The following is a 13,733-nucleotide window of genomic DNA, read 5'->3' on the forward strand; positions in this document are numbered from 1 at the left end:
GAGAGGACCCAAGGCATGACAGCGATTTACGAAGTCCGCGGCAATGTGGCCGTGATCAGCTTGAGCAACCCGCCGGTCAACGGCCTGGGGTACGAGACTCGCAAAGCCGCCGCAGCCGGCATAGCCCAGGCTGAGAACGATGCAGCCGTCAAGGCGGTGGTGATCACCGGTGCCGGCAAGGCCTTCTCGGGCGGCGCCGACATCAAGGAATTCGGCAGCCCCTTGGCTCTGGCCGAGCCCAACCTGTTGAGCCTGATCGGTGTGGTCGAGGCTTGCAGCAAGCCCGTGGTGGCCGCGATTCACAGCGTCTGCATGGGCGGTGGCTTGGAGTTGGCCCTGGGCTGCCACTACCGCCTGGTCTCGCCGGGCGCCAAGATCGCGCTGCCCGAGGTCAAGCTGGGTCTGCTGCCCGGTGCCGGTGGCACGCAGCGCTTGCCACGCGCTCTGGGGGTGGAGCCCGCGCTGAATATGATCGTCAGCGGTGAGCCGGTGAATGCCGAGCTGCTGGCCCAGGTGCCCGGCCAAAAGCTGTTTGACCGTGTGGTGACGGGCAACTTGCTGGAGGAGGCCATCGCCTTTGCCGCCGAGGTGGCCGACAAGCGACCACTGCCGCGTGTGCGCGATCTGAAAGCACGCCACGCCAACCCGGAAGCTTTCTTCCAATTCGCTCGCAACACCGTGGGCGCGATGAGCAAAAACTTCCCCGCGCCCTTGCGCTGCCTGGAAGCGGTGGCGGCCTCGGTGAACATGAAGTTTGAGGACGGCATCCGCGCCGAGCGCGAGGGCTTTGCCGCCCTGATGGTGACGCCCGAGTCCAAGGCCTTGCGCCACGCCTTTTTCGCCGAGCGTGCCGCCAGCAAGATTGCCGATGTGCCCGATAGCACGCCTGCCCGCAATATCGCCAAGGTGGCAGTCATCGGCGCCGGCACCATGGGTGGCGGCATCAGCATGAACTTCCTCAATGCCGGCATCCCCGTCACCATTCTGGAGACCAAGCAAGAAGCCCTGGACCGGGGTGTGGCCACCATCAAGAAGAACTACGAGGCGCAAGTCAAAAAGGGCAAGCTCAAACAAGACAAGTACGAGCAGCGTATGGCCTTGCTGAGCACCACATTGAGCTATGCCGAGATTGGCGACGCCGATCTGGTGATCGAGGCGGTGTTCGAGGAAATCGGCGTCAAGGAGGCGGTGTTCAAGCAGCTGGACGCGGTGATGAAGCCCGGCGCCATCCTGGCTTCCAATACCTCGACCCTGGATGTGAACAAGATCGCGAACTTCACGAAACGTCCGCAGGACGTGGTGGGCATGCATTTCTTCAGCCCGGCCAATGTGATGAAGCTTTTGGAAGTGGTGCGCGGCGCCGCCACGGCCAAGGATGTGCTGGCCACCGTGATGCAGCTGGCCAAGAAGATCCGCAAGACGGCCGTGGTCTCGGGCGTGTGCGATGGCTTCATCGGCAACCGCATGATCGAGCAATACAGCCGCCAGGCCGGCTTCTTGCTGGACGAGGGCTGCAGCCCCGCCCAGGTGGACCGCGCCGCCGAGAAGTTCGGCTTCGCCATGGGCCCTTTCCGCATGGGCGATCTGGCCGGCAATGACATCGGCTGGGCGATCCGCAAGCGCCGCTATCAAGAGAAACCGGGTCTGCGCTATTCCAAGAGCGCCGACCTGCTGTGTGCGATGGGCCGCTACGGCCAGAAGACGGGCGCCGGCTGGTACGACTACGCGCCGGGCAAGCGCGACGCGATGCCTTCCGAGGTGGTAGGCCAGATGCTGGATAAGCATCGTGCGGCTCTGGGTATCACGCCGCGCCAGATCAGCGATGAAGAGATCGTCCACCGCCTGGTGTTCTCCCTGGTCAACGAGGCCGCCCATCTGCTGGAAGAGGGCATCGCCCAGCGCGCCTCGGATGTGGACATGGTCTACCTGACCGGCTACGGCTTCCCGCTCTGGCGCGGCGGCCCCATGTGCTATGCCGACACGCTGGGCCTCTTCAATGTGGTGCAGGCCATGAAGCGCTTTGCCAAGAACCCGCTGGACGATGCGGCCTTCTGGCAGCCCGCGCCCCTGCTGGCGCGTCTGGCCGCCGAAGGCAAGAGCTTTTCTTGAACTGCTGCCCTATTCAAGTGAGAACACCGAATCATGAGTAAAGCCGTCATTGTTTCCACCGCCCGCACCCCCTTGGCCAAGAGCTGGAAGGGTGCTTTCAATCTGACCCACGGCGCCACCCTGGGCGGCCATGCGGTCAAGGCCGCCGTCGAGCGGGCCGGCATCGCTGGTGCCGAGGTCGAGGACGTCTTGATGGGCTGCGCCACGCCCGAGGGCGCCACCGGCAGCAATATCGCCCGCCAGATCGCCTTGCGCGCCGGCCTGCCGGTCACGGTCAGCGGCGTCACCATCAACCGCTTTTGCTCCAGTGGCCTGCAGACCATCGCCATGGCCGCCCAGCGCATCATCGCGGGCGAGGGCGAGGTCCTTGTCGCCGGTGGGGTGGAGAGCATCTCCTGCGTGCAGAACGAGGCCAACCGCCACATGATCACCGACCCGGCCCTGCTCAAGGCCAAGCCGGAGATTTACTGGAATATGTTGCAGACCGCCGAGCAGGTGGCCAAGCGCTACAAGATCAGCCGCGAGCGCATGGATCAGTACGGCGCTCAGAGCCAGCAGCGCGCCTGCGCCGCTCAGGCGGCTGGTTACTTTGCCGCCGAGATCGAGCCCATCACCGTCACCATGGGCGTGGCGGACAAGGTCCTGGGCCTGACCACGCGTGAAGTCAAGGTCAGCGTGGACGAAGGCCTGCGCGAAGGCACGACGGTGGAAGGCATCAGCGGCCTGCGCTCGGCCCTGCCGGGCGGCCTGATCAGCGCCGGCAATGCCAGCCAGTTTTCGGATGGCGCCGGCGCCTGCGTGCTGACCAGCGAGAGTTATGCCGAGGCCCATGGCCTCAAGCCCCTGGGCCGCTTCCTGGGCTTTGCCGTGGCCGGTTGCGAACCCGATGAAATGGGCATAGGCCCCGTCTTCGCCGTGCCCAAGGTCTTGAAGCGCCTAGGGCTCAAAGTCTCGGACATCGACCTCTGGGAATTGAACGAAGCCTTTGCCGTGCAGGTGCTGTACTGCGCCGACACCCTGGGCATCCCGATGGAGCGGCTCAATGTCAACGGCGGCGCGATTGCCGTGGGCCACCCCTACGGTGTGTCGGGCCAGCGCTTGACCGGGCATGCTTTGATTGAGGGCAAGCGTCGCGGCGCCAAGCGGGTCTGCGTCACCATGTGCATTGGCGGTGGCATGGGCGCGGCGGGCGTGTTTGAAGTGCTGTGAAAAATCAATCGCTTGTCCTCTGCCAAAGCCTAGACTGTTAGTTACCGGGCAGTCCGCCCGGTGAAACTGCCAAGAAGGAGCTCGTATGGATTTGGACAATGCGATCAAAGTTCACGGGGAATGGAAGCTCAAGCTGAGGACGGCAATCAGTGCGAAGGAGCAGTTGGATGCTCCGTCCATCGCGGCCGACAACGTCTGCCCCTTCGGCAAGTGGTTGCATGGCCCGGCGCGCAACCAGTATGGTCATCTGAAGAGTTATGCCACCTGCCTGGAGCGCCACAAGCTCTTCCATCTGGAGGCAGGCAAGGTGGCTACGGCCATCAATGCCGGCAAGTACCAAGAAGCCACGGCCATGCTGGATGGCGGCACGCCCTACGCTTCGGCCTCCAGCGCTGTGGGCGGGGCCATTCTGGGCTTGCGCAAAGAAGCCAATCTCTGAGCGGGCTCCTAGGCCGTGGCGCGCATGGTGGCCCGTTCAATCATTCAATGATGTGATGAAAGGGACGCCATGCGACAGACCCTGGACTTTTTTCTGAACGACTGGCTGCGCGTGCAAACGCTCACCCAGCGTGAGCGTTTTGCCGAGCACAGCGCGGAGACCTTTGCCGCCGTGCTCGACACCTGCGAGAAGATCGCCGCCGACAAGTTCGCCCCATTCAATCGCATCAGCGATGTGGAGGAGCCGCGTTTTGATGGTGAGCGGGTCCATCTGCCTGCCAGCACGCAGGCGGCGGTCAAGGCCTATGCCGAATCGGGCATGCTGGCCGCCGCGCAGGACTATGCCGTCGGTGGCATGCAATTGCCCTGCGTGATCGAGATGGCGGCCAATGCCTTCTTCAGCAAGGCCAGCGTTTCGATGGGCGCTTATGCCATGCTCACCAGCGGCAATGCCAATCTTTTGATGGCCCACGGCACGCCGCAGCAGCGCGAGGTGTTTGCCAAGAACGAGTTCGCTGGCCGCTGGTTCGGCACCATGTGTTTGAGCGAGCCGCAAGCCGGCTCCAGCCTCTCTGACATCGCCACCCGAGCCCTCGCCGACGGGGCAGACTTTGAGTCAGACCCACTGGGCCCGCGCTATCGCCTGACGGGCAACAAGATGTGGATCTCGGCCGGCGAGCATGAGCTGAGCGAGAACATCATCCATCTGGTGCTGGCCAAGATCCCCGATGCGCAGGGCAAGCTCGTCCCCGGCGCGCGCGGCATCTCGCTCTTCATCGTGCCCAAGCATTGCGTCGATGCCAATGGCCGCCTGACGGGGCAGCGCAACGATGTGAGCCTGGCCGGGCTCAACCACAAGCTGGGCTTTCGCGGCACCACCAACTGCTTGCTGAATTTTGGTGAAAAAGGCGGCGCCATCGGTTACCGCGTGGGCGCGCCGGGCGAGGGCCTGGCCTGCATGTTCCATATGATGAACGAGGCCCGCATCGGCGTCGGCCTGGGCGCGGTGATGCTCGGCTATGCCGGTTATGAGGCCAGCCTGGCCTACGCGCGCCAGCGCCCGCAAGGTCGCGCCATGGGCCCCAGTGGCAAGGATGCCAGCAGCCCGCAGCGGCCCATCATCGAGCACGCCGACGTCAAGCGCATGCTCTTGGCGCAGAAGAGCTATGTGGAAGGCGGCCTGGCCCTGGCCTTGTTCTGCGCCAGCCTGGTGGACGAACAACACACGGGCGAGGCAGCGGCCGCAGCTCAGGCCAAGCTCTTGCTGGAGGTGCTGACTCCCATTGTCAAGAGCTGGCCCAGCGAGTGGTGTGTGGAGGCCAACTCCCTGGCCATCCAGGTCCTGGGTGGCTACGGCTATACCCGTGACTTCCCCGTCGAGCAGTACTGGCGCGACAACCGCCTGAACATGATTCACGAGGGCACGCATGGTATTCAGGGCCTGGACCTGCTGGGCCGCAAGGTCACGATGCAAGGCGGCCAGGCCTTGCTGGCCCTGGCCGGCCGCATCAACACGACGGTGGAGCGAGCCCAGCAAGACGAGCGCTGGATGGGCCTGGGCCATGAGTTGGCCGCGGCCCTGGTGCAGCTGGGCGGCGCCACCAAGAAGGCTTGGTCCAGCGGCAATCCCGAGGCGGCGCTGGCCAACGCCACGCCCTATCTGCAGGCTTTTGGCCATGTGGTGCTGGCTTGGATCTGGTTGGATGTACTCTTGAGCCTGGGTGGCCGCGAAGACGACTTCGCCCAGGGCAAGCAAGCGGCAGCGCGTTATTTCTACGCCTACGAGCTTCCCAAGATCAATGCCTGGCTGGCCGTGGTCGCGCGCTGCGAGCCTCTGTGCCGCGAGACAAAGGACGAATGGTTTTAACCGTGATGAATCCCAAGACCCTGGTCTGGATCGAGCGCTTGGTGTGGATCTTCATCTACATCGGCGCGCTGCTGGCCGTCCTGGGTCTGTTCGTGATTCGCCAGCGTCTGGACGATGAGCTGGGCACTAGCCTGGGCACCGGCTTGCTGCTGATCGGCGGCGCTAGTGTGGGCCTGGGCGTGTTCCTGATCTGGCTGCGTTCGCGCCTGAGCTGAGCCTGTTCGGCTTTCCCTTTTGTTCAAGAATTTCACCTCTGGAGCCATGCTCATGAGCACTTCCGTGCAATCTCTGTTCGACCTTAGCGGCCAGGTGGCCTTGATCACCGGCGGCTCGCGCGGCCTGGGCCTGCAGATCGCCGAGAGCCTGGGCGAGGCCGGCGCCAAGATCATGTTGACCTCGCGCAAGGCGGCCGATCTGGAGGAGGCCGTCGCCCATCTGCAAGCACGCGGCATCGATGCCCGCTGGATCGCCGCCGACGCGGCCGATGAGGCCCAAGCCCAGCGCGTGGTCAGCGAGACCCTGGAGCGCCTGGGCCCCATCGACATCCTGGTCAATAACGCCGGCGCCACCTGGGGCGCGCCGGCCGAGGATCACCCGATCGAGGCCTGGGACAAGGTGATGAATCTGAATGTGCGCAGCCTCTTCGTCTTTGCCCAGGCGGTGGCCAAGCAAAGCATGATTCCGCGCGGCCGAGGCCGCATCATCAACGTCGCGTCGATTGCGGGCCTGGGCGGCAACCCCAGCGCCATGAAGACGATTGCCTACAACACCAGCAAGGGCGCGGTGGTCAACTTCACCCGCGCCCTGGCGGGCGAGTGGGGCGAGTTCGGCATCACGGTGAATGCCTTGGCGCCGGGCTTCTTCCCCAGCAAGATGACCAAGGGCCTGCTGGCAGCTCTGGGCGAAGGCACGCTGGCCGCCGCCGCGCCGCTGCGCCGCATCGGCGATGATGAGGACTTGAAGGGCGCGGCCCTGCTGTTCGCCTCACGCGCCGGTAAGCACATCACCGGCCAGATTCTGGCGGTGGACGGCGGCGTCAGCGCCATCCACGGAGCTTGAGTGAATGAGTCAAAGAGAAGTACAGAACACGCCAGCCCCGCTGGCCTTTCCCGTCCATATCCCCTTTGTTGAAGACTTAGGCCTGAGCCTGTATCGCATGGCCGGCGGCGAGGCCGAGCTGCGCCTGGACCTGCAGACCAAGCATCTCAATTCCTGGGCCGTGGCCCATGGCGGTCTGATGATGACCATGCTGGACGTGGCCATGGCGCATGCCGCGCGCAGCGTGCACATCGGCGAGGGTGGCAATCTGAATGCCGGCCCCGGCGTGGTCACCATCGAGATGAAGACCTCTTTCATGCGGCCCGGCGAAGGCGAACTGCGCGCCGTGGGCAAGCTGCTGCACGGCACGGCCACCCTGGCCTTTTGTGAGGGCTCGGTGTTCGGCCCCGAGGGCCAGCTCTGCGCCCATGCCACCGCCACCTTCAAATACATCCGTGCTTTGCCCGGTGCCGGGCGGGCCATCAAGCCCCTGCAAAAGCGCTGAAGGTCTCAAGCGTCCAAGGCCGCGCGAACTTGGCTTCAAGCAAGCGTGCTCAAGGATGTGCTTTGTGCTGATCTTGGCTGGGTGTTGCCTCGGTTTCCCTGGGCAAGCGGGCTAATTGCATCAAGGCCAGCGTGGGGTAGAGGGGCGGGCTTAGAACTTTTGATACGGCGCTGGCAAGCAAGGCGCAAGCCATCAGGCTGAGTACCATGGCATGCCCGTCGACCATCTCCATCACGATGATGAAGGAAGTCAGGGGCGCTCGCGTGGTTGCGGCCAAGAAGCCGGTCATGCCCAGCGCGATCAAGGTCGGTGCATGCGGGTAGCCGGTGAGCAGGGCGATGTCATTGCCCAGGGCGGCCCCGATGGCCAGGGCCGGCGCGAAGATGCCACCCGGTACACCGGACCAAGCCGTTAGCCAGGTCGCCACAAACTTGAACAGCAGATAGAGCGCGGGCATGCTTTCATGCCCCTCCAACATGGCCCTGGTTGAGCTGTAGCCGCTGCCGTAGGTGGCACCAGAAGACACCCAGCCGATGAGGGCAATGGCCAAGCCGCAAGCCGCGGCAAACACGACCGGCCGCCGCCGCCGCAAGCGGCTGAACCGGTCGCGACCGTCATTGGCTAGTGAGCGAATCATCAAGCGGGCAAACAGGCCGCCGGCTGCTCCGCTCAACAAGGCGACCAAAAGGCCCGGCCAGATCAATTGGGTATCCACGCTCACCGCGTGGATGACACCGAAGTAGGTCGCGTTGCCGCTGATGGATACCGCGATCAGGCCAGCCAGCACGATGCCGGTGACCAAGAGCCCGCTGCTGCGCTGCTCCGGCGAGCGGGACAACTCTTCGATGGCGAACATCACGCCGGCCAGGGGCGTGTTGAACGCGGCGGCAATGCCAGCAGCGCCGCCCGTCACCAGCAGCCCGTGAGCCGTGACCTTGCTGTTCTTTGGCAGCCAAGGAGAAAAGCTCAGCATGACACCGGCTGCCACCTGCACCGAAGGACCCTCCCGGCCCAGCGACAGGCCCGCCAGCAATCCCCAGCTGCTCAAGACAATCTTGGCCAGGCTGAGCTTCAGGGAGACGAACAGCCCGCGCTGCTCGGGTGCGACCTCGGGCTCCAAGGCAGCCATCACTTGAGGTATCCCGGAGCCGGAAGCACCCGGCACGAAACGGCGAGTCAGCCAGACGATCAGCGCCGCACTCAGCGGCATCCACAGCAGCGGCAACCAGGGGTGGGCCGTGCTCCAGTGAAAGAAGGTCGCCAAGGCATGTTCTGTGATCCAGGTAAATGCCAGGACGGTCAGCCCAGCGGCGACCGAAGCGATGATGACCAAGGCCCTGGTTCGCCATAAACCCAGATCAGCGAACTCATGGCGGAATGCACTGGCGATGTGGTGTTCGTGTTTCATGAGAAGGCGAGTCGGTGGCAGCGGGGCGCTGAACTGCTGGCCCTATGATTGGACAATGGTTTCAAGCAGAAAGACTTCGAGCAAAAAAAGCGCAGCCCAGGCCGAGCCTGCGCCCATGAGCCAAGGGCTTGAAGAAGCGAATGTTCGCGTGCTGCGGCGGTTCCGGGTGGTCTTCAATGCGGTCAAATCGCATTTTCGGAATGTCGAGAAAACAGCGGGTGTTGGCGGGGCACAGCTCTGGGCACTCAGTGTCGTGCGGGACCAGCCATTTCTGGGAGTCAATGATCTGGCGAGGGCGATGGATGTGCATCAGTCGACAGCCAGCAATTTGGTCAAGTCTTTGATCGCGCAGGACTTGATTGTTGTGACCAAGACGGGCCAGGACAAGCGTTCGGTACAGCTGCAGCTGACACTCGCGGGTCAGCAGGTTTTGTCACGCGCGCCCGGGCCTTTCGTCGGTGTATTGCCGCAGGCCCTGGCCAGCCTGGACGCGCAAACCTTGCTTCGCCTGGATCAAGACCTGGGGGAGTTGATCACCGTGTTGGGCGTGGATGAGGAGGCGGCCGGCCTGCCTCTGGGGCAAGACTGATTGGGCTGGCCGCCCGCCCGCGACTTTTGCTTGCTGGTTATTTGTTGGGGTAGCTGAGATCCACGCGGCGATTCTCTGCCCACGCCGCTTCATCGTGCCCGCTGGCCTTGGGGCGCTCCTTGCCCCAGCTGACGGCTTCAAGTTGCGAGTTCTTGGCGCCATACACCTTCAAGGTTGCCAGGACGGCCTCCGCACGTTTCTGACCCAAGGCCAGGTTGTACTTTGTCCCGCCTCGCTCGTCGGTATTGCCTTCAACCTTGACGGCCACGGCGGGGTGATTCGCCAGAAAACTGCCATGCCGTTCAAGCAGGGGGCGGTACTCGTTCTTGACCGAGAAATTGTCGTAGTCGAAATAGACAGACTTCTGCTTAGACAAAGGATTGCTCGGGTCCAGATAGGCCGGCAAAGTGACCGTCGCAATCTTGGATTCAGGCACAGCCTGGCTGGTCTGCGGTGCTGGCTTTGCCTGGCTTGCAGTTGGGCTGACCGGCGCGGCTGTAGCTGGGGTCACGGGCGTGCTACTGCATCCCCCCAAAGCAAGCAAGGCAGCGGACAGACTCAGACTCAGCATTTTGAAATTCATCGATGGGCTCCAATTACTCCAAGAAGGACAAGGGCAGGGACTAGAACTTGGGCCAGGTACCTGAAAAATCTGCTTGCACCCGATGCGAGCATTGGATTACACATTTCTACAAATGTAAATTCATTGAGCAGGACTTTTCAAAAGTTAACCGGCTGGATTGCTTGGGTTTGCGCTCAGTCTTGTCAGCTATTGCTAAAGAAAAAGGGGCGCAGATGCGCCCCAGGAAGTGGTTGCAATCAATCCCAAAGAACAGCTGGATTTACAGGAATTTTGATGTGTATTTGTGGAAATCTATTTTTTCAAGTTCTTTGGAGGCGGCTCAGGCAGGCTTGGCCTGATATGCAATATCAACGCCCGATCTTGAAGAAAGCCACCGCGCTGACCAGTTGTTGAGCTTGCTGACGCAAGCTCTCGGCGGCGGCGGCACTTTCTTCCACCAGAGCGGCGTTTTGCTGGGTGACCTTGTCCATCTGGGTGATGGCTTCACCGATCTGTGACACGCCCGAGCTTTGCTCGATGCTGGCCGAGCTGATCTCGCCCACGATATCGGTCACGCGCCTGATGGCGCCGACGATCTCCTGCATGGTCTTGCCGGCTTCGTCCACCAGGCCCGTGCCTTGCTCCACCCGCTCCACGCTGGCGGCGATCAAGGTCTTGATCTCCTTGGCGGCCTCGGCGCTGCGCTGGGCCAGGCTGCGCACTTCCGACGCCACCACCGCGAAGCCGCGGCCTTGCTCACCGGCGCGGGCCGCTTCGACCGCCGCATTCAAGGCCAGGATATTGGTCTGGAAGGCGATGCCGTCGATGACGGTGATGATGTCGGTGATCTGCTTGGAGCTGTCGTTGATGCCGCGCATGGTCTCGACCACCTGGCTCACCACCGCACCGCCCTGGGTCGCAACATTGGAGGCATTCATGGCCAGCTGATTGGCTTGCTGCGAGTTGTCGGCATTGTTGCGCACGGTGGAGCCCAGCTCGTCCATGGTGGCGGCGGTTTGTTCCAAGGCGCTGGCCTGTTCCTCGGTGCGTTGGCTCAGGTCGGAGTTGCCTTGGGCAATCTGCGCGCTGGCCGTGGCCACGCTCTCGGCATTGCTGCGCACATTGCCGACGATGCCGGCCAGGGTCTGGCGCATCTCTTCCAGCGTTTGTGCCAGTTGGGCGGTTTCATCGCGGCCCACCACCTCAATGGCCTGGCTCATATCGCCTTCGCTCATGCGCTTGGCGCCTTCCACCGCGCGACTCAGGCTGCTGGTCACATTGCGGCTGATCCAAAGCCCCAGGCCCACACCCAGGCTCAGGCTCACAAGGATCAAGGCGATGGCCCAGTTGCGGCTGCTGCTGTAAGTCTCCGCATTGGCTGCGACCAATCTTTGGGTGTTGGCCTCCTTGAAGCGAGCAATAGCCGTCATCTGATCGTCCACCTTGTTCACCGCTGGTGAGAAGTTCGTCAGAAGAAAGCTTGTGACTTCTTGGCTCTCGCCAATCTTGCTGGCGCTGATTTTCTCAATGAGCTTGGCGAGCACGGTTTCGTACTCTGTCCAAAAGCCCGCCAATTTGGCAATTTCAGCCTTGCCCTTTTCCGAAAGAAAGTACTTGCCTGCAAGGGCCATATTTGATTTGGTCAGTTCAAGATTTGCTTTCGTCGCGGTCAAGGCCTTGGAGCGTGTCTCAGCATCCGGAGCGAGGATGGCGGTGCGAACCTCACGGCTGATGTAGATCAGATTGATGTTGGCTTCCTTGATGGCTGAAAGCCCAGGCAACTCCCGCTCAAAAACCTGTTTGGCGCCTTCATTGATGCTGGCCGTGGTTCTCATGCCAATCATGCCAATGGCCACGCCGAAAAGTGCCACTGCGATGAAGCCGGCAATCAGCTTCGTGGAAATTTTGTAGTCAGAGAGATTCATACATTGGACTCCGAATCACTAGAAAGACCAGAAGGGGAGGAGGCGCAGGCAGAGGATTCGGCAGCGGCTGGGGAGGCTGCGAGGAATCTGGGTCAGGCGCTGTGCGCGCGGGCTCAAACGCTGCGCGTTGGGCGGGAGGGGATAGCCATCGAAACAAGCAGTCCTTGCAAAAGATTGCACCCTGGCCTTGCTCAAACAAGGTTTTCAGGGCAGCTCCCTCCGACCACTCGTCGATGTGGACATGAGTTCCAACGCACCGCCTCCTTGCTGGGCAGGGGCGGCATCTGACTCAGGTCTCCAGGCCATGAAAGCCCATGGCTTGTACATGGTTTTCGCCAGCCTAATGCCTTTCTTGATGCCTGGTTTTGATTTAAGTGCTCAATTCGTGGCCTTTTTCGCCGAACTAGAAAAGCTTGCACTTCGGTGCCTTTCAGATCCATCGTTTTTTTGATGCGGCGCTGCACAATCGGCGCCGGTCCATGCGTTTTGTTGTTAGTGAGAGGTCCTCAATGGGTCACACATCCACGTTCGGAATTGCCAAGCGTCTGTATGCCGCCTCCCTGCTCCTGGTCGTCTGCCTGGTGGTGGTGGCGGTGGTCAGTTGGAATTCGCTCTCGGCTGTCGCGGCTAACGGAGACTCGGTGAACGAGTTGCGGGTGCCGCAGCTGATGCGCATCGCGTCTGCTCAGCTCAATCTGACCCGGGTTTCTTTGCAGGTGCGCCACGCCATCTTGGTGCGGACGCCGCAAGACCTGGAAGCCACGCTGCAATACATCGACCACAAGCACCAAGAAATTGATGAGACGCTGGCGGCCTTTAACAAGGCGGCAAATGAGCCAGAGGCCAAGGAGGCCGGGCGCAAGTTGGAGGAGATCTTCAAGGAGTTTTGGCGGGTCGGGAATGAGAACATCGCCCTGATCAAGGCCGACAAGAAGATCGAAGCCTTTGACTATCTTGTGAACACCACGATCCCGGTGCGGAACCGAGCGCTGGACATCATGGAGGCCGAGGTCAAGCGTGAGAACGCGATGCTGAGCCATGAGATTGGGGTGGTCACCGGTGACGCCAAGTCGGTACGCAGCCTGGTCGTGGGCCTGGTGCTGGTGCTGGCCCTGGGGCTGCTGACCTTCTCCTGGTACATCGCCCGGCTCTTGCAGCGGCGCGTGGGCCAGTCCCAGGCCGTGGTGGAGCGGGTGCGTGACGGCAATCTGAGTGTGGACATCGTGGACCGCGAGAACGACGAGTTCTCGCCCCTGCTGGCGGCCATGCAGGAGATGCAAAAGTCGCTCACCCGGGTGGTGGGCACCGTGCGCAGCAATGCCGAGAGCGTGGCCACGGCCAGCGCCCAGATTGCTCAGGGCAATCAAGACCTTTCGCAACGCACCGAGAGCCAAGCCGGCGCGCTGGAGCAAACCGCCTCATCGATGAGCCAGCTGGGCACCACCGTGACCCAGAACGCCGAGAGCGCCGCCCAGGCCAATCAGCTGGCCATGAGTGCCTCCACCGTGGCCCAGCAGGGCGGCGATGTGGTGGGTGAGGTGGTGGGCACGATGAAGGACATCAACGACAGCTCCAAGAAGATCGCCGACATCATCTCGGTGATCGACGGCATCGCCTTCCAGACCAATATCCTGGCCCTGAATGCGGCGGTGGAAGCGGCACGGGCCGGCGAGCAAGGCCGCGGCTTTGCCGTCGTGGCCGGCGAGGTCCGCAGCCTGGCCCAGCGCAGCGCCGAGGCGGCGCGCGAGATCAAGACCCTGATCATGGCCAGTGTGGAGCGGGTGGACCGCGGCACCCAGCTGGTGGACAAGGCCGGTAGCACCATGCTGGAGGTGGTCAGCGCCATCCGCCGGGTGAGCGATATCGTCAGCGAGATTGCCTCGGCCAGTGCCGAGCAGAGCCGGGGCGTGGCCGTGGTGGGCTCGGCCCTGACGCAGATGGACCAGAGCACCCAGCAGAACGCCGCCTTGGTGGAGCAAAGCGCCGCTGCCGCCGAAAGCCTGCGCGGCCAGGCCTCCCAACTGGTGGAAGCCGTCGCGGTTTTCAGGCTTTAAACGCGGCTGCGCGCTGGCGCAGCCTTCGG

General features: G+C 62.7%; 12 protein-coding genes. 9 read left to right on the top strand and 3 right to left on the bottom strand.

Features of this window, described 5'->3' with window-relative positions:
• The first annotated feature begins 15 nt into the window (after positions 1 to 15).
• The 7 genes from DBR47_RS15960 to DBR47_RS15990 all read left to right on the top strand — a co-directional run bounded on the left by DBR47_RS15960 (position 16) and on the right by DBR47_RS15990 (position 7,166).
• The gene (locus DBR47_RS15960; RefSeq protein WP_124451799.1) at positions 16 to 2,109 is read left to right on the top strand and encodes a 3-hydroxyacyl-CoA dehydrogenase NAD-binding domain-containing protein; all 2,094 of its coding nucleotides are present in this window, start codon (positions 16 to 18) and stop codon (positions 2,107 to 2,109) included.
• 33 nt (positions 2,110 to 2,142) lie between these two features.
• Entirely contained in the window at positions 2,143 to 3,318 is a 1,176-nt protein-coding gene (locus DBR47_RS15965) for an acetyl-CoA C-acyltransferase (RefSeq protein WP_124451801.1), read from the top strand.
• Between the two features lie 85 nt (positions 3,319 to 3,403).
• On the top strand, positions 3,404 to 3,757 hold the full coding sequence (locus DBR47_RS15970; RefSeq protein WP_124451803.1) for a CZB domain-containing protein: 354 nt from the start codon (positions 3,404 to 3,406) through the stop codon (positions 3,755 to 3,757).
• A 69-nt stretch (positions 3,758 to 3,826) separates the two neighbouring features.
• Entirely contained in the window at positions 3,827 to 5,623 is a 1,797-nt protein-coding gene (locus DBR47_RS15975) for an acyl-CoA dehydrogenase (RefSeq protein ID WP_124451805.1), read from the top strand.
• Positions 5,624 to 5,628: 5 nt separating this feature from the next.
• The gene (locus DBR47_RS15980; RefSeq protein ID WP_231512336.1) at positions 5,629 to 5,838 is read left to right on the top strand and encodes a hypothetical protein; all 210 of its coding nucleotides are present in this window, start codon (positions 5,629 to 5,631) and stop codon (positions 5,836 to 5,838) included.
• A gap of 52 nt (positions 5,839 to 5,890) precedes the next feature.
• Positions 5,891 to 6,682: an SDR family oxidoreductase gene (locus DBR47_RS15985; protein ID WP_124451807.1), complete on the top strand. Its 792-nt coding sequence runs from the start codon at positions 5,891 to 5,893 to the stop codon at positions 6,680 to 6,682.
• 4 nt (positions 6,683 to 6,686) lie between these two features.
• On the top strand, positions 6,687 to 7,166 hold the full coding sequence (locus DBR47_RS15990) for a PaaI family thioesterase (protein WP_124451809.1): 480 nt from the start codon (positions 6,687 to 6,689) through the stop codon (positions 7,164 to 7,166).
• Positions 7,167 to 7,215: 49 nt separating this feature from the next.
• Here DBR47_RS15990 and DBR47_RS15995 read toward each other — a convergent pair whose 3' ends face one another.
• Positions 7,216 to 8,574, bottom strand: a complete 1,359-nt coding sequence (locus DBR47_RS15995; RefSeq protein ID WP_124451811.1) for a chloride channel protein — start codon at positions 8,572 to 8,574, stop codon at positions 7,216 to 7,218.
• Positions 8,575 to 8,689: 115 nt separating this feature from the next.
• Between DBR47_RS15995 and DBR47_RS16000 the strand changes: the two genes are divergently transcribed.
• The gene (locus DBR47_RS16000) at positions 8,690 to 9,163 is read left to right on the top strand and encodes a MarR family winged helix-turn-helix transcriptional regulator (protein WP_124451813.1); all 474 of its coding nucleotides are present in this window, start codon (positions 8,690 to 8,692) and stop codon (positions 9,161 to 9,163) included.
• A 37-nt stretch (positions 9,164 to 9,200) separates the two neighbouring features.
• On the opposite strand, the gene pal is transcribed toward DBR47_RS16000, so the two are convergent.
• Together pal and DBR47_RS25270 are read right to left on the bottom strand one after the other, a co-directional pair.
• Entirely contained in the window at positions 9,201 to 9,599 is a 399-nt protein-coding gene (pal, locus tag DBR47_RS16005) for a peptidoglycan-associated lipoprotein Pal (protein ID WP_370454927.1), read from the bottom strand.
• Positions 9,600 to 10,093: 494 nt separating this feature from the next.
• The gene (locus tag DBR47_RS25270) at positions 10,094 to 11,650 is read right to left on the bottom strand and encodes a methyl-accepting chemotaxis protein (RefSeq protein WP_124451817.1); all 1,557 of its coding nucleotides are present in this window, start codon (positions 11,648 to 11,650) and stop codon (positions 10,094 to 10,096) included.
• Between the two features lie 509 nt (positions 11,651 to 12,159).
• Here DBR47_RS25270 and DBR47_RS16015 point away from each other — a divergent pair.
• Positions 12,160 to 13,704, top strand: coding sequence for a methyl-accepting chemotaxis protein (locus DBR47_RS16015; protein WP_124451819.1), 1,545 nt, complete (start codon positions 12,160 to 12,162; stop codon positions 13,702 to 13,704).
• The last annotated feature ends 29 nt before the right edge of the window (positions 13,705 to 13,733 follow it).

The organism is Paucibacter sp. KBW04, from assembly GCF_003852425.1.
Classification (GTDB): Bacteria; Pseudomonadota; Gammaproteobacteria; order Burkholderiales; family Burkholderiaceae_C; genus Paucibacter_A.

Excerpts from the sequence above, each read along its gene's own strand:
- DBR47_RS15960 (WP_124451799.1), top strand. The coding sequence starts at position 16 with ATGACAGCGATTTACGAAGTCCGCGGCAATGTGGCCGTGATCAGCTTG.
- DBR47_RS15965 (WP_124451801.1), top strand. The coding sequence starts at position 2,143 with ATGAGTAAAGCCGTCATTGTTTCCACCGCCCGCACCCCCTTGGCCAAG.
- DBR47_RS15970 (WP_124451803.1), top strand. The coding sequence starts at position 3,404 with ATGGATTTGGACAATGCGATCAAAGTTCACGGGGAATGGAAGCTCAAG.
- DBR47_RS15975 (WP_124451805.1), top strand. The coding sequence starts at position 3,827 with ATGCGACAGACCCTGGACTTTTTTCTGAACGACTGGCTGCGCGTGCAA.
- DBR47_RS15980 (WP_231512336.1), top strand. The coding sequence starts at position 5,629 with ATGAATCCCAAGACCCTGGTCTGGATCGAGCGCTTGGTGTGGATCTTC.
- DBR47_RS15985 (WP_124451807.1), top strand. The coding sequence starts at position 5,891 with ATGAGCACTTCCGTGCAATCTCTGTTCGACCTTAGCGGCCAGGTGGCC.
- DBR47_RS15990 (WP_124451809.1), top strand. The coding sequence starts at position 6,687 with ATGAGTCAAAGAGAAGTACAGAACACGCCAGCCCCGCTGGCCTTTCCC.
- DBR47_RS15995 (WP_124451811.1), bottom strand. The coding sequence starts at position 8,574 with ATGAAACACGAACACCACATCGCCAGTGCATTCCGCCATGAGTTCGCT.
- DBR47_RS16000 (WP_124451813.1), top strand. The coding sequence starts at position 8,690 with ATGAGCCAAGGGCTTGAAGAAGCGAATGTTCGCGTGCTGCGGCGGTTC.
- DBR47_RS25270 (WP_124451817.1), bottom strand. The coding sequence starts at position 11,650 with ATGAATCTCTCTGACTACAAAATTTCCACGAAGCTGATTGCCGGCTTC.
- DBR47_RS16015 (WP_124451819.1), top strand. The coding sequence starts at position 12,160 with ATGGGTCACACATCCACGTTCGGAATTGCCAAGCGTCTGTATGCCGCC.